This is a genomic window from Thiosulfativibrio zosterae, assembly GCF_011398155.1.
Lineage (GTDB): Bacteria > Pseudomonadota > Gammaproteobacteria > Thiomicrospirales > Thiomicrospiraceae > Thiosulfativibrio > Thiosulfativibrio zosterae.
This window is the reverse complement of the sequence record NZ_AP021888.1, coordinates 354591-374811: the sequence shown is the minus strand read 5'-3', so window position 1 is coordinate 374811 and position 20221 is coordinate 354591. Positions and strand designations below refer to the sequence as shown.

The window sequence follows — 20221 nt, the reverse complement described above, 5'->3', positions numbered from 1 at the left end:
CTCGTTAACTACAAAACACGCGCCATTTGATTAGATTCTTCAACTGCCGCCAAATATAAACCAGCATATTGCGTCTGTTGTGCAGCGCTGGATTTTGCATTACCTTCAAATGTTTGTGCCAGCTTTAAGAGTTGACCCTGCTCGCCCTCCCCTTTAAGGAGGGCGTTTTTGATTAAATCATTCACCGGCAAGTCTGTGATTGCGTCCTGCAAAGTTTTTTTCAACACCACATCTAACACCGAAAACAATCCCGTTAAGTAAAAACTATCGACTTGTTTAAGGCCCATTTTTTCGGCCACCGAACGCATAAAAATGGCTCGAACTCGCGCAATGCCAAACACTTCCGGCATGACATCATCCACCGCCGACATGGACAAAAGCGTTGCCCAAGATTGCACGCGCTTTAAGCCAAACAGCATCATGACTTCTTTAAGGGTTTCAAACATCGGCATATCGCGATTTCGATACTGTTCCGCCAGTTTCATAATCTTGTGAACCAAACCAATATCGCGCTCGACAATTCTTTCTAAGTCTTCAAGGTGCATAGCGTCATCGGTTATTTTTTGCAGCAATAACATCAAGTTTTGGCGACCAACACTCATCTTTGTGCCTTGAATGACCTCGGGCTTGGCAAAAAAATAACCCTGAAAATAATCTGCTCCGGCATCCCGACAGGCATCAAACATTTCTGTGGTTTCAACCCTTTCCGCGACAATTTTAAATTCAGAAACCTTTTTAACCCGACGAAACAATTCGGCAATATTTTCAATTTTGACATACTGCACATCAAACTTAATGATGTCTGCCAATTGAATAAACGGAATCAGTTTTTTGCGGAATACAAAATCATCTAACGCAATCGTATAGCCTTGTTGCTTTAAGGCTTTGAGTGCCGTGATGACCGTTTCGGTTGGCGAAACATCTTCTAAAACTTCAATAATGGTATTTTTGGGGCTGAAACAAGGGGTGATTTGATCGGTGAAAAAAGACTCAGGGAAATTGATAAAGGCTTTGCCATCCCCAACAATATTCTCTAAACCAAAGTGCATCATGGCGTTATTGATAACGGTTGCCGTTGCTTCACTGCCAGAGGCCATGGGAACTGCCGCATTGGGGGTAAAGCCATTTCGAAACAACAGCTCATAGCCAAACAATTCCCGATTGGCTAAAAAAATGGGCTGGCGCCCAATAAAAATGTTTTCATCAGCAGTGTTTGTCATGATCAAGCCTCATCGCCTGCAATTCAAACAGCATGCTCTGGATGATGAAGCTAAAGAGGCTTAACGCATGAACTGAAAAATTGGAGTGCCTGATTTATATTATAGAATGACCCCTTCAGCCGCAAGCTTTTTACGCTTTAGTGCTTATCTTTATTCTTATAGCTACATAAAAAATTTCTAAACACTCTCAAACGACAACTGCTCAGATAAAAACTCCAATAATGCTAAGGCTTGCAAAGACTTAGCCGATTCTGGCAAAGCCAAATGGCGGTCTTTGGTGATCAAAGTTAGAGCATTAGAGTCCTGATTAAAACCCAATAATTGGCCATTATCAGCTTGCCCCACCTTATTGGCACAAATCATATCCAAATTTTTGCGCACCAACTTATCCTGCGCATACGCCAGTACATTTTGAGTTTCTGCCGCAAACCCTACCACAAAAGGCTTGTTCTCTTGCGAGGCTACCCAAGCCACAATGTCTGGGTTTTTCACCAGCTCCAATGTCATGCTGTCTGAGTCAGGCTGCTTTTTAAGTTTTTGTTGGACAGGTAACGCCACTCTAAAATCCGCAACCGCGGCAGCCGAAATAAAAACATCTTGTTTTTGATAATGCGCCTGCACGGCATTGAACATTTGCTCGGCCGACTCCACATCTAATCGCATTACCGATTTTGGTGTGGGCAAATGCACAGGGCCGGCAATTAAAGTCACTTTTGCCCCCAACTCGGCCGCAACCTGCGCAATGGCAAAGCCCATTTTGCCAGAACTACGATTGCCAATAAAACGCACTGGATCAATCGCTTCAAAGGTTGGGCCAGCGGTGATTAATATCGATTTTCCAGCCCAAAAAGCGGCTAAATTTAACCAGGCCTGGTTGTTTTTAGCGTGTTTTTCGAGGTTTTCTAGGGTTTTATGAAAGATGTCTTGCGGCTCTGGCATTCTGCCTTCGCCCACCTCGCCACAGGCTTGCTCGCCTGAGGCCGGCGCTAAAACCTCAAACCCGCGTTGCGTTAAAACCGCCACATTCTCTTGCGTCGCCGCATTCGACCACATCAATCGATTCATAGCGGGGGCTAACAAAATAGGTTTATCGGTGGCCAACACCAAGGTGGTCAATAAATCATCAGCGCGCCCCATGCGCAACTTGGCAAGGGTTTCTGCAGAACAGGGTGCAATGACAATCATATCTGGCCAGCGCGCTAATTCAATATGACCCATGCCCGCTTCTTGGTTTTGGTCAAACAAACTGTCGCGCACCGGCTTGCCAGACAACGCCTGAAAAGACAGCGGCTGAATAAATTCCTTCGCCCCGGCTGTCATCACCACTTGAACCTCATGGCCGCCTTTAATAAACAGGCGAGTCAACTCCAAGCTTTTATAAGCCGCAATGCCGCCGGTGACCGCCAATAAAATTTTCATGCCAGCCCTTCCGTTTTGGCCATTAAACGCGTCAACTCGCTCACCATTTTAACGGGTCTACCGGCTTTAACGGTTACACCCGTAGTACGCGCCGACACCACCAAAGTGCCATCAGATTTATAAATGTGTTGTACAAAAATAGCCTTAACACGACCTTCGGCCTCAACCGCCACTGTCACATAAAAATCATCATGCGGACGCAAAGAAGACTTGTAATCCACCTCAACCCGCGCCACCATTAAATCAATTCCCTGAGCCGCCAGGCCGGCAAAATCAACCTGATTTTCTAACAAAAACTCATGGCGCGCGTGCTCCAAATAATTCTGATAAACCGAGTTATTCACCACACCCTGCAAGTCACACTCATAATCCCGCACCCGCATATCCAATCTATACATCATTTTTCCTTAGCGATAAAAAAGCCCCGCAGAGCGAGGCTGTTTATTTTACAACAGTTAATTGGGTTTATTGATGAGAATAGATAACCTTCAAATCATCACCTATGTTAGGGACATATTCTCCTGACAATACTAATCGCTGTGTATCAGGAAAGTATTGCCAACCATTTATGCCATCAACCACTTGACTTGGCACATTAACACCATTCAACTGAACCCGAAGTGTTGAAGCCAATATGTTTTGCTGTGGCAAGGCAACTCCAAAACGGGCTATCAGCGTATGGCTAAAATCACTCATCATCACTTTATAATCTTGAGTTTGATTCACATCGGCAGTCAAACCGCCCGTTGCAAAAGCCAGATCATCATATTGTCCATTAGGATCACTTAAACGATTTAAATCAGTCGGCTGAACAATAGAGAAAACCTTGTAACCGCGTGATACAAACAAATTTTGTACCGGATTAAATGCCTGGTTTGCACGATATGAATACTGACTTGATTCATCACTTAAAATAACAATTGAAAGCGGTGTTTCAGCACTTTTTGGCATTCCCTTTAGCGTTAAGACACCATCCACTGCATCACCCAAAGCTATAGACTTAAGGGCGTATTCGGCATTGAAAATACCCGTTTCTATGCCAAAACCATCATTTCCGACCAACAGTTGCTGCTGCAAGCTGCTGATATTGTCAAGAATACCCTGGCTACAAACGACTCTGTTTGCATCAACTGCTGTTGTTGTCGCACACTGGCTATCCTCTACCTGGGTAGATGTCGTCAGAACTGCTGCACTAAAAGTAATATCTGCTTGTTGAAGACGGTTTGTTACCACACTGACAGCAGAAGCTAGAGCTTCCTGATAAGGTGAAGTACTGCCGGAATCGTCAATCACAAATACGAAGTCAGCCTGATTACTCGTCATGGCTGATGACACATTTAGAGTTTGCGACCCCTCTGACAAGGAAGTGCTATTCAAAGCCAAATTTTGAATCGATACTGAGTTTTCAACCAAAGTTTGATTTACAACATAAGCGCTTTGAGGAATGACGGCCCAATTTAAAAAATCGTCACCATTGGTTGACTTAACCGCAGACAGTCGCAAATAAAAATCCGTTGTACTCAGGCTTGATGGCGAGATTGAAGTGAGCGCCCCTTGAGTCGTTTTAAATTGATCAATAACGGCATACGCTAAACTCGTTGAAGTTTGTAAATCACTGGTACTGATGGCATAAAGGGCTTCTAAACGATTATCTGCTGTCGTTATCGTTGGGCGCCAAGTTAAGTTGTGTAAACTTGTTACGCCAGATATTTGTCGCAAACTTTCTGCGAAACTACGCACAAAAGCTTTGGCATCTGAAACCCCTGACATATCAACCTGTAAAAAAGCACCTGTAATCAAACTAGGTGTTGCAGCGGGTCCTGTTTGAAGAAGAATTGTATCGGTGTATGCCTGAGGACTTAAAATTTGCTGAACATTTTGCGGCATGTAGTAGGTATATTGACTGTTTAATTGTGCACGCTGGAAAGTAGTCGTAAAAACGCTGGCTATACTGGCGTTACCTGCTGCATCTTTTAACAAAACTTCAAACGTTTCAAAGTAAGACTGCCGTGGGTTCTCTAAACCCAAAGACAACTGGCCAGATGAAGACACCGTGCCAACGAGCGATCCATTAACCCATACTTGACTTCCCGGCTCACCTATCACATTAAGAGGTAACTTACCGTTAACCAATCCTGTTAATATCTCAATTTGAGCTTGATTAGGTGCAACCGTATCAAGTGCTATAGAAAGCTGTGTCACCGAGCTTGAATTTCCGGCCAAGTCTTGCAAGCTTAAAGAGAATTGTTTAAGCCCATCCTCTCCAGTTAAGTTTAATGCAATACTGAGTATTCCAGAGCTGGGTACAATACCCAAAACCTCATTACCATTTAACAAGTTCACGCCTGGCTCACCTTGAACCGTAATGATCTGACTGGCAGTATTTATAATGGACGGCGGCGTATTTACAAATACAAGTGCCGATGGGGCAACCGTATCTTTTATAACAGCTACTTGAACAGGCTCACTGATTTGTCCTAAACTGTCTTGCAGACTGACCTCATAATCAACAGCTTGATTTTCAGCGGCCGCATCGAGTCTAATTTCCGCAACTCTATCATCCCCTATCATGACGCCGGTACTTTGACCATTCAATAAAACGGTCGCGCCCACTTCTCCGACAACCTCAACGACCTTAAAATCTCCATTTGCATAAATTTCGCTATCAATTTTAGGGGCAATGGGTGCGACTGTATCAATCGTGTAAATTGCAGAACCTAAGTCAGTCCGTAAGGTTTCTTCATAATGAGCTATAGCAGTCGCCTCTGTAACGAGCGGTTTATCAACCACTTGAGCAACTGTTGTTAATTCTGTTTCCGTAAGGGTTTGGCTAAGATTCAAATCAACCCCGCTTAAAGCATCTAAAGTGGTTTGACTGATAACAATACCATTTGAGGCATCACCATCCTCATCTAAGGTCTGAATTAAGCGCAACAAAGCGACTACTCGGTCATCAGAAGAACTTTGCTCTAAAGACACACCTAATAAATCATGAATATAAAGACGCTGTTCAGGCGCAAGACTCGTTATCCCCCGTGCACCCAAATAAATGCCACCTATACTAAATTCAACTTGAGAGCATTCGGTTGAATCAAACTCAAATTTACCCTCAACATCTGTCACACCGGTCAAATTTCCACAGGCATAATTGACACCCTCTATTCCAGAATCGACAAGATAACCATTCAAAATTGACGAAGTGGGATCAGCAGAACCGCCACCCCCACTGCAAGCAGCTAAAGTTAAGCTGGTGGTCACCGCTAAGGTTAAAGCGAGTTTTGAAAAAGGCAATTGCATGGAAACTTCCAAATAGGTTTAAGTTCGAATAAGTCTATTTACATCCTATAGATTTTCAACATTTATTTTCATTAATTTGCGTTTAGTTGATTTATACTCATGATTTGCTGAGTTTTATAAGGATAAAAGCGAATGGCCATTACCGACTGGCATGAAAATGATCGTCCTCGTGAGAAGCTTTTGAAGTTTGGGGAGCGTAGCTTGTCAGATGCTGAGTTATTGGCGATTTTTTTGCGTGTGGGTGTTAAAGGCAAAAGTGCGGTAGATTTGGCGCAGGATTTATTAAATCATTTTGGCAGTTTGCACGCCCTACTGAATGCCAATCAAGCGGAGTTTTGCGAAGCTAATGGGCTAGGGCCTGCCAAATTTGTGCAGCTTAAAGCCGTATTAGAAATGTCGCGGCGTCATTTTGAGTCGGGATTGCAAAAAGGCGATGCGTTTAATTCCCCAGAAGTGGTGGCACGATTTTTAGAGTCGGAACTGGGTCATCAACAACGCGAACGCTTTGGCATTTTATTGCTGGACCAGCAACATCACCTCATCGCCTTTAAAGTGTTATTTGAGGGCACCCTAAACCAAGCCAGCGTTCATCCGCGTGAAGTCATTAAAACGGCGCTTGACCATCATGCCGCCGCTGTCATTTTGGCACACAATCATCCATCGGGCGATCCCAAGCCCAGCCAAGCAGACATTGACTTGACCCATCAACTTAGCCAAGCCTTAAGCCTAGTGGATATTCGTTGTTTAGACCACATGATTTTGGGTGACTTTGGACGCTGGGCATCTCTGGCACAATTAGGAAAAATGCCTTGAAAAACACCTTTATCAAACTACAAACCGGGCTTTGGATTATTTTAAGTTTGTGGGTTGCCCTATGGCTAAGCTGGCAAGTTTTGGCACAGGTTAATTTTGGTTATGCGCTTTGGTATCAAGCGGGCGGCATTCAACAGAATATTGAACATTACGCCCCGTTAAATAAATATCGCCCAGACTTTGCGCAAACCAGTGACGAGGTGCGTTTGCAATTATTTGCCGGCATCGTCAATGCCATTCAAAACCAAGGGCAAGGTCTTAATCAACTTGCTTATGAAAATGACACAGGCAAAATTCCCCTGTTACGCCAACCTGAAATAGTGCATTTGCAAGATGTCGCTAACTTGGTGAGTTTTTTGAACACCTTAGGCTGGGGCGGTTTAATTCTTTGGATCAGCTTAAGTGTGGGGTTAATGGCCAAAAACGCCCATTTTCCTTCCCAAAAACAAGCAGGCCTGGTTATTTTTGGGTTGGTTTTTGCCTTAACTTTAACCCTTATCAGCTTTGGAGCGGAGCGCGTTTTTTATCAACTGCATATTTGGATTTTCCCCGCTGGACATCAGTGGTTTTTTTATTACGAAGACTCTTTAATGAGCACCATGATGAAAGCACCCCACTTATTTGCCTATATTGGCGCCAGTCTGTTAGGCCTGAATATTGCGCTATTCATGGCGATTATTCAAGTTTTTCAAGCAGTAAAGCCAACAAAGTTTGAATAACTCTGAGAAAAAATTTGCAATCGGCGGGTAAATTGTGGATAATTCCGCTTCTTATTTTCTGCCTTTTACAAAAATGGCAATTAAGAAAGAAATATTCGAATATTTTTTAAATGGGGTTGCGTTCGGGAGAACCCAACCAGGATTGAGAGGAATCAGAAATGTCAAGAGTTTGCCAAGTTACAGGAAAAGGTCCTGCAGTCGGTAACAATGTTTCCCACTCACAAAGAAAAACTCGTCGTCGTTTTTTACCAAACCTACAAACACACCGTTTCTGGGTTGAAAACGAAAGCCGTTTTGTAAAACTACGCTTAACTGCTGCAGCTATGCGTATTGTTGATAAGAATGGTATTGAGTCAGTGCTAGCAGAAATGCGTGCACGCGGTGAGAAGGTCTAAGGAGACAACCATGCGCGATAAGATTAAATTACTATCTTCAGCTGGCACAGGTTATTTTTATACTACGGATAAAAATAAGAAAAACATGCCTGGCAAGTTTGAAATCAAAAAATACGATCCAGTGGTTCGTAAGCACGTGATTTTCAAAGAAGCAAAAATCAAATAAGTTTTACCCAAACTGATTGATTAGACCCAGCCCAAAAGGCTGGGTTTTTTTATGCCCAATGTTTATTAAATCAGTGCCTTTGAATCGGTCACTTAGGATGAGAACTTTCCAGTCAGCACACTCAGCCCTTAAGCGACAAAAGGTAAAGCTAAGGTCAGTTAGACTGGATTACTCGCTTTTTAAAGCCGTCATGACCACTTGATTTCGGCCATTGGCTTTGGCCTCATACAAGGCGGCATCCACCGAATGATAAATTTGGTCAGGGAAAGGAATTTCTTCAGTCGTCCAAAATCCTGCGCCCACTGAAATCGTGAGATAAGGCTCGCGAGCTAGAGGGTTTTCAATTTTTAACGATTCCACTTTATTTTTTAGTTGAATCAAATAATCCATAAATTCGACTTCGGTTTTAAAAGAGCTCAGCACTAAAAACTCTTCGCCCCCCATACGGAAGCAAAACTCATTAGAACGGTGGAATGATTCTTTAATCACATCAGACACCGCCTTCAAGACTTCATCGCCTCTTTGGTGTCCGTAATGATCGTTAATCATTTTAAAATGGTCTATGTCAAACATGGCCACTGCAAGGGTTTTTTGGTCGCGCTTGCTGCGATTGACTTCTTCAACAATCTTTTCATTAAAATAACGGCGATTATAAGTCCCTGTCAAATCATCTAAGATGGCAAGCTGTTCTATGCGTTTTTTATCGGTGATGTCCACACGGGTTGCCCATACCTGAGTCACCTTGCCCCAAATGTTTTTCTGTGGCGTCAAAGTGAGTTCAACAGAATAGCTTTCACCATTTTTTTTCAAACCAACCACTTCACCCGTCCAAGCATTGCCACCCAACACTTGGCGGGCAATGGCATGCTTTTGAGATTCCGTCATTTCCTTGTCAGCCATCGTAAAGTAATTGGTTTGCAGCAATTCATCCATAGAATAACCTGTCAAAGCTTGATAAGCCTGGCTGGCCCAAACAGTATGGAATTTCTCAACCTCAATCAGCGAGGCATAGGTCAACTCATGAATCTGGTTGATATAGTCCTGTTTTTTGTTTTTCTGGTAGCGGAAAAACAAACCCCAAACCAACATCAACAACACCACCAAACCGACCACAAATATAATTTTATAAATCTGTGCAGTATCTAACCGCTGCACCAGTTCAAGATGAAACCATTTGTCAAAAATTTTCTGACGGTCTTCTTGAGTCACATTGGCCAACACTTTTTGCATAATGCTCAGTAAAACAGGATTATTTGCCTGCACACCTATCGCCAACTCAAATCGATCAGAGGCCTGCCCCACCACATGTAACCCACTTAGACCATGGCGTTGAATGCTGTAATTCACCACGCCCAAATTACCCGAGTAAACAAACGCTTTGCCTTGCACAACCGCCTCTAAGCCTTCCTGAACATTGTTTACCAGCAACAACTTAATATCAGGGAAATACTTAGTTAAAAATTCATGCGACCAATAACCTTTAACAACCGAAACTACCTGTCCATTCAAATGGCTATAGTCTTCAATATAGGGCGCATTCGCTCCCCCTATTAACACCATCGGAAAAGACAAATAAGGCGCGGTAAAGTTCATGTATTTTTTGCGTTCTGGGGTCGCAACGGCACAACTGTAAATGTCATACTCGCCTTTTTTAGCACCTTCAACCACTTCAGACCAAGTTTTGGTGGTGTTAAACTCAAATTTAACGCCCAGTTGTTTTTCAAACAATTTAAAGTATTCCACCGACACGCCTGAAGGTTGCTGTTGGTCATTCACAAACTCAAACGGCTCCCAATCAGGATCACTACCCACTCTAATAACCGGATTGTCTTTTAGATAATTCAGTTCTTCTGGGGTAAACAGATAATTTGAGTCGTTAAAAATAAAATTCTCAGGCTTAAACGACAGCAATTCACTGCGCGAAATCATGCCAACTTCATAAGCCTCTGATGCCGTTGCCAGTAACTTTGCAATCTCAACATTGCCAATTGGGGTTGCGCCAGTTTTTACAAATCTTTCAGTTTGTTGCGCTTCAAACAACAAGGCATCCCGAGTTTTTACAACCGGATAGTTGGCGATGATGTAGTCCACCATCTCTTCTTTATGACCCAGTGCATAAGACCAACCTTTGATACTGGCTTGTCGAAACTTTTGCACCATCGCAGGTTGCAACTGGGCTAGCTTTTCAGAGGTAACCACTAAGTCTGCATAACTTTGAATACCATACATTTTCGGGTCAACTGTATAAAAGGTAACGCCCATTTGTTTGAGTCGAAAAGGTTCATTGGTTGAATAGGCAGCGTAAAAATCCACCTTGTGAGTGACAAAATCTTGAAGATTTGCGCTAGGGCTCACACTCACAATAGGCTCAGTCGCCAAAGAGCGTGCTTTATTGAGCACCCCTAAAATTTGTAAATTATCAGAGTGCATGACGCGCTTACCACCCAACTGACCCAGGTCAGTCACTGGCTCGTGCGATAAGAGAATCATAGGAGAATACTGAAAAGACGACATGATTAACTTTAAGGATTTACCCTTAATATAATCTGCAACCTGAGTGGAATAACCCACCCCAAAATCGGCCCTACCAGAAACCACTTCATCGGTAACGACCATACCGGGTTGCCAAGCCCGCACGCTTAAATCTAAACCGAGTTCCTTGTAATAACCCTGTTTAATGGCGGCGTAAAAGCCCGCAAACTGGAATTGATGATTCCAGTTAATTTGCAAAGTTATTTTTTGTAATTCCTGGGGTTCAGCAGACGAAGATGACTCAGGTACGAGCATTTGGTCGGCGTAAGCAAAGCTGGAAATAAATAACAGGCCCATCATCCAAACAAAGCGTCTGGCGAACCGTTGAAACAGTTGAAGGTTATGGAATCGCTTTAAGAATAGATTCATGACACCGTCTTAAGAATTAAATAGATTTTAATACTTAAGCATTATGGGGATTTTTACTCAAAAGGCAAGGAGTTTATCCCAGCCCGTTAGGTTGAGCGACTCGTGTGAGCAACTCATCCTAACAGATGAACAAGGCTGAACTTGTTAAGGCATTAAGCGGCAGAGCCGTAATATTGTTGTTTGGCGTGGCGAATGGCTGGTGGCACTTTTTGCCAATTTTCAGGAAAGCTTTTGGTTTGAAATTCTCGCATGGCATTGTAAGCATCATCAATCATTTCAAAAGTGGCGACTGTGCCTTTGGAACCGACTACACAGTAGCCAATTTCATCACATTCTACGTAATATTCTTGTGTTTTCATTTTTATGCCCTCCTTAGAGAGAGTCTTTTGTTTGTTAGGTTTAAGAACTTGGTTCTTTCACTCTAGTTAACGGCCATTGTCGAAAAACTGTAGTGTTCATTTGAATTTGGGAGCGGCTATCATAGGCTTAATTTTGTAAGAGTCAATGACCCTTTGATGACAATTTTTGCTTACAATAGAGCTCTTTCAGATAACACAAGAAATAACCATGCCAGAGTTACCCGAAGTCGAAACCACCCGCCGCGGCATTACGCCACAAACCCAACACCAAACCATCACTCACATGGTGATTCGCAACGCCAGTTTGCGCTGGCCTGTGGACGACAATTTGCCGCAAAAACTACCAGGCCTGGTTATTTTTGACATTCAAAGACGCGGAAAATACCTGATTTTACACATGGCTAAAAGAGCGGAAAAAGGAACCGCGATGGGTCATTTATTGATTCATTTGGGCATGTCGGGCAGCTTGCGCGTGGTACCACCGCAGAGCCCCGTTAAAAAACACGACCATATTGATTTGGTCATGGGCAATGGGCTGTGCCTGCGATATCACGACCCACGGCGCTTTGGCGCATGGCTTTGGTGGGAAGGCGCCTTGAACGAACACCCTTTACTCAAACACTTAGGCCCTGAACCTTTAGCGGAGGATTTTAATGCGCCCTATTTGTTCGCCAAATCTCGCAAACGCCAAGTGGCAATTAAAAACTTCATTATGACCAGTCAAACCGTGGTGGGATGCGGTAATATTTACGCCAACGAATCGCTATTTTTAAGCTGCATTCATCCGCAAATGTTGGCCAGCCAACTCACCTTAAAACAAGCCGAACGCTTGGTGGACAATATTAAGTTCGTCTTGGCCAGATCGATTGAACAAGGCGGCACCACACTGCGTGATTTTTTATCGCCCGATGGCACGCCCGGCTACTTCGTGCAGCAACTGCATGTGTATGGAAAAACCGGTGAGCCTTGCACGGCTTGTGGCACGGCCATTGAAAAAGTCATCATTAATCAACGCGCCAGCTTTTACTGCCCCAGCTGCCAGCCAAAAGTGTCAGCCTAAATAAACACTTGCCAAACTTATAAGTCTTTAGAATAGAAATTTAAGGGGTGTATGCAAGGATTCAAACATGACTTGGTTTCAAGACTCAATTTCCAAAATAGCCAGCGCTTTACAAACCGACACTCAAACAGGCCTAAATCGTCAACAAGTAACGGATCGCCAAGCGCAAGGGCTCAATGAGCTCGCCAGCGTGGCGCAAACTCCGTGGATTTGGATGCTGCTTTACCAGTTTAAAAACCCACTGCTCATCATCCTCATTTTTGGCGCTTTGCTGTCCTTCGTCACCCAACACACCACGGATGCCATTGCCATCAGCGTGATTGTGGCGTTAAACGCCCTAATCAGCTTTACCCAAGAATACAAAGCGCAAAAGTCCATGGATGCGCTCAAACAAATGGCCGCCCCGCAAGCCAAGGTGCTTAGAGAGGGCGAATGGCAAATGATCCCTGCCAAACAACTGGTGGTTGGCGACATTATTAAGCTCGATGCCGGCAGCATAGTACCTGCCGATTGCCGATTGTTTCATAGCCAAGCGTTGCGCATTGACGAGGCGGCTTTAACCGGCGAATCCGAACCGGTACTCAAAGATGCCGAAACCCCAATTGATGACCACGAACTGCCGATTGCCGATCAACACAATATGGCCTTTATGAGCAGCCTAGTGACCGAAGGCCAAGGTAGCGCCCTAGTGGTTAATATTGGCATGCAAACCGAAGTCGGCAAAATTGCAGGACTGCTGCAAAGTGCCGAAACCCAACTGACGCCCTTGCAACAACGCATTCACAAGCTCTCAAAAGTGCTCATTATTGCCGCTGTACTGTTGGTCTTGATGGTGATGAGCGTGGGTTTATTTCATGGCATGGACTGGCAAACCCTCATGACCACCGGTATTTCGCTCACCGTTGCCGCCACGCCTGAAGGGTTAATTACCCTACTCACGATCGTGCTGACTTTAGGGGCCAGCCGTATGATGCAAAACCATGCGTTAGTGCGCCAACTGGCATCGGTTGAAACCTTAGGGTCTACCTCGGTGATTTGCTCCGATAAAACGGGCACCCTCACTCAAAACAAAATGCAGGTCACGCAATTTTGGACAGGCGGGCATTTTTATCATGTCACAGGTCATGGCTACGAACCCGAGGGGGATTTTTTTGACCACCAAAAAGCACCGATTGCTTATCAAGACATCGAACATCTGCAACACCTCGCCAAAATTTCCGTGGTGTGTAGCGATGCCGAACTGAAATGTCACCCAGAACACAAAACCCATCATATTTTAGGTTCGCCCACCGAAGGGGCTATTTTGGTGGCCGCTGCCAAAGCCGGTGTCACTCGCAAAGCCGTGAACGAGCAGTTTGAGCTGATTCAAATGTTCGCCTTTGATGCCAAGCGTAAAATGATGAGCGTTATTGCCCAAGACAAAGATGGCCAATACTGGCTATTTGCCAAGGGCGCGCCCGATATTTTTGTACAACACTGTGAAGCGGTGCAGCTGCAAAACACTTTGGGCGACCGCCTCACAGAACAGGCCAATATCAACAGTGTGATTGAACATTTTGCCAATCAAGCCTTGCGCACCTTGGCGGTGGGCTATCGCAAACTCTCAAAACAAGAGTTGGAACTGCCGATTGAACAACTCGAAGACAATCTCATTTTAAGCGGCATTTATGGCATTATCGACCCGCCTCGTCCAGAAGCGGTGCAAGCCATTCAAGACTGTCATTCTGCGGGTATTCGTGTGGTGATGATTACTGGCGACCATGCCAGCACGGCGCGCGCCATTGCCCACAGTATGGGCATTATCCAAAACCCACAAGCACCACTCTTAGAAGGCAGTCAATTGAGCCAACTGTCTGACGAAGACTTGTTTAAACAGGTCAGCAAAGTCTCAGTTTATGCACGTGTCACCCCCGAACACAAATTGCGCATTGTGCAAGCCTTGCAAGCGCATCGTTGGGTGGTCGCCATGACCGGCGATGGCGTGAATGATGCACCCGCTTTGCGCAAAGCCGATATTGGTGTGGCAATGGGCATTACTGGCACTGGCGTGTCTAAAGAGTCGGCTGATTTGATTTTGTTGGATGATAACTTTGCGTCCATCGTGCAAGCGGTTAAAGAAGGGCGGCGCATTTACGACAATATTCGCAAATTCATTCGCCAAGACCTCACCACCAATGTCGGCGAAGTGTCGGCTTTATTATTTGCCTTTATATTTATGGTCAGCGGCGAACCTTTATTAACCCTCGCGCCTTTAATGATTTTGTGGGTCAATTTGGTCAGCGACGGTTTGCCATCTTTGGCGTTGGGCGTGGATGGTGCAGAATCCAATGTAATGGCGCGCCGCCCTCGTCCCAAAGACGAAAGCTTTTTTGCCAACAAACTCGGCTACACCATTTTAATCCGTGGTCTTATTATGGGTGCGGTCACCTATGGTATGTTTGAATATGGTTTACACCTCACCCAAAATGTCAGCTACGCGCAAACCCTTGCCTTTATGACCTTAATTTTCGGACAGCTGGTGCAGGTGTTCGATAGCCGCACCCTCACCAATATTTATCGCCGCAATCCGTTTGGCAACAAAGCACTATTACTCGCCGTTGGCAGCTCTGCTATTTTGTCGTTATTGATGGTGTATTTGCCCTTTGGCAATCTGTTTTTAAGCACAACGCCACTGGCGTTGGAACATTTAGGACTGGCTTTGATGGTGGGCGCTTTGCCCGTATTATTAGTTTCGGCGTTAAATGACTTTCTCAAAATGGACTGGTTGTAATTTAAGCAAAAAAAGCCGCTGGCTTATAAAACGCAGCGGCTTTTAACGATGGCGGTTAAAGAGAATTATTCTTTAATTTCGCGACCGTTAACTTCCATCACTGGGCGATTGTTATTGCCAATAATCGCGTGAATGGCCGCAATTTGCGCTTTAGAAGCGTGCGCTGGGTTTTTCATCATGAACCAAGAAACCCCCTCAGAACAAGGTGGCGTGGTTAAAGAACCCGCAAAACGATAGTAACTTTTATCCGCAGGTAAATAATCCATCGCGCTCAAACTCACGCCTTCGACAGTGGCGGCTGGCATAGGGGTTTTGGGCATGGCTTTCACAATCTTTTCAATGAAAGAATCCGTTTTGCCCTCTTCAATCAATACCGCTACAACAGCCAACTGACCATCATCGGTGCTGTGCACAAAATGGGCTTCCATCGGCGAGCTTTTGCCCATCAAATGGTTTTCGCTGGGTGTGTGAAAATGCACTTGTAATAGATTATAGGTTTTGCCTTCCACTTTCATGGTTGAACCCTTGGCAAAATTCACCTGTACCGTGTGACCATTATTTAAAATGCTCATCGGCGAAACTTTATAATCAAAAGCAATGGCTTCTAAATCCACATCCGCAGAAGGCTTGATGTCTATCGGAGACTGCGTATGGCCAGTTTTACAAGTCGCGTACTCATGGCTTAAGTCACCCCAATGCTCTGGACCTTCGTGTCCGCTATAACCCCAATGCGCGCCATGCCCGCTGGCAAAAACGCTGGCCGATGCCGTTAGTCCCAATACCAACGCAATAGACTTTAATTTCATTTTTTCTAACCTCTTTAATGTGCGAAAATGCCTGCATAGTTTACGAATAAGATTTGAAGATAACACTCAATTTTATTAATACCGATATAAACATCTCTACAAGCCTTAAACCCTCAAACGTTTGGATAACACCGTGAATCTGCACTTGCTAAAAATTGCACTATTTTTCTCAGTACTTGTACTAATAACCCTCGGTTATTGGCTGCTGGAAAGTGCTGATCAATCTCTGCCATCTCAAACACCAGAAACCCTTGCCAAGCCTCACCAAGCCAGTCCAACCCCAATCAAACCTTTACCCGTTCCAGAAAAAGCACCGCTTGCAGTGCCTAAATTAGAAAAGACCACACCAGAAGAACCGCCTTTGATCATCCCCCAAACCTTCACGCTTAAATCGCCAGATGCGCAAAAGGAACTTGGGCCCACCATGCCTGGCTCAACACCGAATCCGCGACCCATTGAAAAGAAACTGCTGCACTTGCCCAATTCGCCTTCCGAAGAAACCCAACAACTTAACTATGGCTATGAAGGCAAAGAACAGGATAAATATAAATTGAATTTAGGCGTGACTGACGGCGGCGTATCTTTGCAGACCAAGCTTAAAACCGACCAAGCCGCCAAACAAGTAGAACTGGAAGGCGTGGAAATAGAAATCAAACTACCCAAATAAATGATCATTGGGGCGAAGGCTTTAGCCTTATTACAACCCTCGCCTATCTCAGCAGGCTAAAGGCTGCGCCCCACAAAAGCACAACAAACTAATTCAGAATAGAGGCCGATTTAATCGCTGCCACCCAATGTTGCCCCACTTGCAAATCCAAGCGGCGCGCCGAGCGTTTGGTGACCTGAGCCAATAACGGCCAAGGTGCATCCCATGAGCGCAGTCTTAATAACAAACTGTATTCATTAACCGGCTCAATACTTTCAATGGTCACTGGCAGATGATTCAGCACTGAGGTCATGTCTGGCTGACTGGCCATCAAACTGACTTGATTGGCAGCAATCACCACCCGCACTTTCGCCCCCAAAGGTTCATCTAAGGCGGGCACAAATAATTCTGCGCCATCTGCTGACAAACGGGTTAAACCATCTTCCAATACCTGCTCCACCACTTCAGCGGCAATCACCGAGCGTGGCTCGGCATTTTGATAGAGTGGCGTGCCGGCGCGATTTAACGCTTGGGCAATCGGTTCAATTTGGGTAATGCGCCCTTTGGACATAAACACCACCGTATCAGCTAAGCGTTCTACTTCTTCAGGGGAATGGGTGATATAGACAATGGGAATTTCTAACTCATCACGCAAGCGCTCAATATAAGGCATGATGGCACGCTTAGAAAACACATCCAAAGATGCCATGGGTTCGTCCATCATCAATACTTTGGGTTGCGATAAAAGCGTGCGCCCTATGGCAACGCGTTGTTTTTCGCCGCCCGATAAACTCAAGACATCACGACTCAACAAGGCGCTTAACCCCAGCCAATCGACCACTTGATTAAACTCAATGCTGCGTGGCCCTTTGGCGCGCTTTAAGCCATAGCGCAAATTGCCTTCCACCGTGAGATGCGCAAACAAACTGGCTTCTTGAAAAACATAACCTAATTGGCGCTTGTGAATCGGCAAAAACTGACCTAATTTTAACCAGGCCTGGTCAAAAAAATACACTTCACCTTTAGCATTGGGTTCAAAACCCGCCAAACATCTTAAAAATGTGGTTTTGCCGCTACCAGAATGTCCAAACACTGCGGTTAACCCAGTATCGGGCAATTGAAATTCGCCGGTTTCTAATTGAAACTCGCCCAGTTTTAGGCTGACTTGTCCGCGTAAACTCATCCGACTTTGACCTCCATACGACGATTCAACCCATAAACCACGGTCAATACCGCCAAACTCATCACCAACATAATCGCCGATAACACATGGGCTTCCGTGTACTCCAAGGCATCCACATGGTCATAAATGGCAATGGACGCCACTTGTGTGACCCCGGGAATATTGCCACCAATCATCAGCACCACCCCAAATTCACCCACGGTATGGGCAAACGCCAAGGTTGCGCCCACCAAATAATGGCGGCGCGTGAGCGGTAAGGTGACCGAGAAAAAGCGGTCAATCGGGCCAGCACCTAAGGTGGCGGCCACCTCTGACGGACGACGCCCCAACTGTTCAAAACCATGCATCAAGGGCTGAATGGCAAAGGGCAAGGAATATAAAAACGAGCCGATCACCAAACCGGTCATTGAAAAGGTTAAGGGCGCAAAGCCAAACGATGCCCAAATTTCACCAATCGGCCCGCCGGGGCCAAGGGTGACCAATAAATAAAAGCCTAACACGGTCGGTGGCAACACCAAGGGCAAAGCAACTATGGCTTCGAACACCGCTTTTTTCATGCCTTGAATACGCGCCAACCACAAGGCCAAAGGCGTACCCAAAATAATCAGCAACACTGTGGTGTAAAAAGCCACCTGCAAGGTGACCCATAAAGGCTGTAAGCTCACGCCATCTAACATGCCAAACTCCCGCTTATCAACTTTAAATTCAATCGCCTAAACCATAGCCAAAAGCTTCAATGCGCTCACGTGCTTTGGCGGATTTAAAGTATTTTAAAAAGGCCTGCACCGCTGGGGTATCTTTACCCTTAACAACGATGGCTTGTTGTACCAGCGGATCGTATAAATTGGCTGGTACTTCAAAAAATTGTCCGCCCACGGGTTTGTCGGGGTTCGACACATAAGACTTGGCCACCAACCCTAACTGCGCATTGCCAGACACCACATAATGATAGGTTTTTCCAATGTTTTCGCCCAGCGAAATTTTGCCTGCTGCGCTTAATTCGTCATATAACCCATAATGTTGCAACACTTTAACCGCCGCTTCGCCATAAGGCGCGGTTTTGGGATTGGCAATCGCCACAAAATGTAAATTAGGATTGCTGGCTTTGAGTTGTTTTAAATCGGGGTTCACCTTATCCGCATTGGGTGACCAAGCCACCAACTTGCCCGTCACATAGGTAAAGCGCGATTGTGGTTCGGCAAAGCCTTCTTGTTCTAACAAGGTTGGGCGTTTGGCATCCGCCGAGAAAAACAAATCATAAGGCGCACCCTTTTTAATTTGAGCATACAACATACCTGATGCGCCATTTGAAATCTCAACCTTAATACCGCTTTGCGCGGTAAAGTCTTGCGACAAAGACTTTAAAGTGGCCAAAAAGTTAGACGCCACCGCAATGCGCACCGATTCTTGAGCACTGCTCACCGAACTCATGGCCATGACACCCACGGCAGCACACCCCAAAACCCATTTTTTTAATCTCATACTGACTCCAATTTTACTTGATAACGCTTAAAGCTATTGTTTGGTCAAACGCTATGTAACGCTAAGTACATAACGAACCACCTAAAAAAAGTGAGTTGCCTCACTTTCAATTAATTCATCGACCTGCGGTTAGTCTGACACCGCCAACAAGACATGACTGGCTTTTACCAATGCACAACAACGCCCACCAACAAACAACTCTAAATTCTCGACACTTTGATTGGTGATAATCGCCGAAATTTTTTGGCCGCTGCCCATTTGCAAAGTGATGTCGCTATTGACCGCCCCCGCTTCGATGGCAATGATTTCGCCACAAAACTGGTTACGCGCACTGGTTTTAAGTGCGCCGTTTAAATCTTCGGTCAATAACACCCAGCTGGCTTTAATCAGTGCGTAAGCATCCGAACCCACTTCTAAACCCAAGCGCTCTAAACTTTCGGGGGTGATTTGCGCCACCACTTGGGTATCGTGGCCGACCGCCAAAATCACTTCGCAGTTCACTGGCCCTTGTTTGATATCGGTGACCGAGCCGTGAAATAGGTTTCTAGCACTGGTTTTCATCGACACTTTCCTCATAATTTCTAACTGACTCAATACGCCAGGCGACAAGGATTCTAACTCTCGCATCCAATGTTGCATTTGCTCATTAAACAACACATAGGCATTCACCAAAGCATCACCCGCAGGCGTCAACACCATGCCGCCGCCGCCAGCGCCGCCCTTTTGAGCAATCACCAAATCTTGCCCAGCGGCTTGATTCATCGCCTCTATGGCTTGCCAAGCGCCTTTATAACTTAAGCCACAAGCCTTAGCGGCTGCCGACAAACTGCCCAGACTGCCGATTTTGCTCAACAGCAATAAACGACGTTGCCCAGAGCGGGTTTGCTGACTACCCATTAAAAAAGATTGCACAAGTTGTTCTGGATGTGAATTCAACGCCATATTACCCTGAGTACATAATGTTTCAAATTATAATTTCAAATGA

General features: G+C 45.2%; 18 protein-coding genes. 7 read left to right on the top strand and 11 right to left on the bottom strand.

What is annotated here, in order from left to right; translation table 11 throughout:
• Positions 1-8 precede the first annotated feature (8 nt).
• The 4 genes from THMIRH_RS01460 to THMIRH_RS01445 form a co-directional block, all read right to left on the bottom strand.
• The gene (locus THMIRH_RS01460; protein ID WP_173290057.1) at positions 9-1220 is read right to left on the bottom strand and encodes an EAL and HDOD domain-containing protein; all 1212 of its coding nucleotides are present in this window, start codon (positions 1218-1220) and stop codon (positions 9-11) included.
• A gap of 177 nt (positions 1221-1397) precedes the next feature.
• Positions 1398-2639: a bifunctional phosphopantothenoylcysteine decarboxylase/phosphopantothenate--cysteine ligase CoaBC gene (gene coaBC / locus THMIRH_RS01455; RefSeq protein ID WP_173290055.1), complete on the bottom strand. Its 1242-nt coding sequence runs from the start codon at positions 2637-2639 to the stop codon at positions 1398-1400.
• Positions 2636-3037 carry an acyl-CoA thioesterase gene (locus THMIRH_RS01450; RefSeq protein ID WP_173290053.1) on the bottom strand — a complete coding sequence of 134 codons (402 nt, stop codon included), beginning with the start codon at positions 3035-3037 and terminating at the stop codon, positions 2636-2638. The genes coaBC and THMIRH_RS01450 overlap by 4 nt, the downstream gene beginning before the upstream one ends.
• A 67-nt stretch (positions 3038-3104) precedes the next feature.
• Entirely contained in the window at positions 3105-5936 is a 2832-nt protein-coding gene (locus THMIRH_RS01445) for a hypothetical protein (RefSeq protein ID WP_173290051.1), read from the bottom strand.
• Positions 5937-6068: 132 nt separating this feature from the next.
• On the opposite strand from THMIRH_RS01445, the gene radC reads away from it, so the two are divergent.
• The 4 genes from radC to rpmG all read left to right on the top strand — a co-directional run bounded on the left by radC (position 6069) and on the right by rpmG (position 8029).
• On the top strand, positions 6069-6749 hold the full coding sequence (gene radC / locus THMIRH_RS01440) for a RadC family protein (RefSeq protein ID WP_173290049.1): 681 nt from the start codon (positions 6069-6071) through the stop codon (positions 6747-6749).
• A complete protein-coding gene (locus THMIRH_RS01435; protein ID WP_173290047.1) occupies positions 6746-7468 on the top strand; it encodes a lipoprotein intramolecular transacylase Lit in 723 nt (240 codons plus the stop codon). The genes radC and THMIRH_RS01435 overlap by 4 nt, the downstream gene beginning before the upstream one ends.
• Before the next feature lie 158 nt (positions 7469-7626).
• Entirely contained in the window at positions 7627-7863 is a 237-nt protein-coding gene (rpmB, locus tag THMIRH_RS01430; protein WP_173290045.1) for a 50S ribosomal protein L28, read from the top strand.
• 10 nt (positions 7864-7873) lie between these two features.
• Positions 7874-8029 carry a 50S ribosomal protein L33 gene (gene rpmG, locus THMIRH_RS01425; protein ID WP_173290043.1) on the top strand — a complete coding sequence of 52 codons (156 nt, stop codon included), beginning with the start codon at positions 7874-7876 and terminating at the stop codon, positions 8027-8029.
• 168 nt (positions 8030-8197) lie between these two features.
• On the opposite strand, the gene THMIRH_RS01420 is transcribed toward rpmG, so the two are convergent.
• Together THMIRH_RS01420 and THMIRH_RS01415 are read right to left on the bottom strand one after the other, a co-directional pair.
• On the bottom strand, positions 8198-10930 hold the full coding sequence (locus THMIRH_RS01420) for a diguanylate cyclase (RefSeq protein ID WP_243831465.1): 2733 nt from the start codon (positions 10928-10930) through the stop codon (positions 8198-8200).
• Between the two features lie 152 nt (positions 10931-11082).
• Positions 11083-11289, bottom strand: a complete 207-nt coding sequence (locus tag THMIRH_RS01415) for a hypothetical protein (RefSeq protein WP_173290041.1) — start codon at positions 11287-11289, stop codon at positions 11083-11085.
• A 208-nt stretch (positions 11290-11497) separates the two neighbouring features.
• Here THMIRH_RS01415 and mutM point away from each other — a divergent pair, with 208 nt between their 5' ends.
• The gene (gene mutM, locus THMIRH_RS01410) at positions 11498-12349 is read left to right on the top strand and encodes a bifunctional DNA-formamidopyrimidine glycosylase/DNA-(apurinic or apyrimidinic site) lyase (RefSeq protein WP_173290040.1); all 852 of its coding nucleotides are present in this window, start codon (positions 11498-11500) and stop codon (positions 12347-12349) included.
• 67 nt (positions 12350-12416) lie between these two features.
• A complete protein-coding gene (locus THMIRH_RS01405; protein WP_173290038.1) occupies positions 12417-15119 on the top strand; it encodes a cation-translocating P-type ATPase in 2703 nt (900 codons plus the stop codon).
• Positions 15120-15184: 65 nt separating this feature from the next.
• Here THMIRH_RS01405 and THMIRH_RS01400 read toward each other — a convergent pair whose 3' ends face one another.
• Positions 15185-15925: a carbonic anhydrase gene (locus tag THMIRH_RS01400; RefSeq protein WP_173290036.1), complete on the bottom strand. Its 741-nt coding sequence runs from the start codon at positions 15923-15925 to the stop codon at positions 15185-15187.
• A gap of 133 nt (positions 15926-16058) precedes the next feature.
• Between THMIRH_RS01400 and THMIRH_RS01395 the strand changes: the two genes are divergently transcribed.
• On the top strand, positions 16059-16592 hold the full coding sequence (locus tag THMIRH_RS01395; protein ID WP_173290034.1) for a hypothetical protein: 534 nt from the start codon (positions 16059-16061) through the stop codon (positions 16590-16592).
• A gap of 88 nt (positions 16593-16680) precedes the next feature.
• Here the strand turns inward: THMIRH_RS01395 and modC are convergent, their stop codons facing one another.
• The 4 genes from modC to THMIRH_RS01375 all read right to left on the bottom strand — a co-directional run bounded on the left by modC (position 16681) and on the right by THMIRH_RS01375 (position 20178).
• Entirely contained in the window at positions 16681-17754 is a 1074-nt protein-coding gene (gene modC, locus THMIRH_RS01390; RefSeq protein WP_173290032.1) for a molybdenum ABC transporter ATP-binding protein, read from the bottom strand.
• Positions 17751-18431, bottom strand: coding sequence for a molybdate ABC transporter permease subunit (gene modB, locus THMIRH_RS01385; RefSeq protein ID WP_173290030.1), 681 nt, complete (start codon positions 18429-18431; stop codon positions 17751-17753). Before modB ends, modC begins: the two co-directional genes overlap by 4 nt.
• A gap of 28 nt (positions 18432-18459) precedes the next feature.
• Positions 18460-19236, bottom strand: a complete 777-nt coding sequence (gene modA, locus THMIRH_RS01380; protein ID WP_173290028.1) for a molybdate ABC transporter substrate-binding protein — start codon at positions 19234-19236, stop codon at positions 18460-18462.
• 129 nt (positions 19237-19365) lie between these two features.
• Positions 19366-20178: a TOBE domain-containing protein gene (locus THMIRH_RS01375; RefSeq protein ID WP_173290026.1), complete on the bottom strand. Its 813-nt coding sequence runs from the start codon at positions 20176-20178 to the stop codon at positions 19366-19368.
• Positions 20179-20221 lie beyond the last annotated feature (43 nt).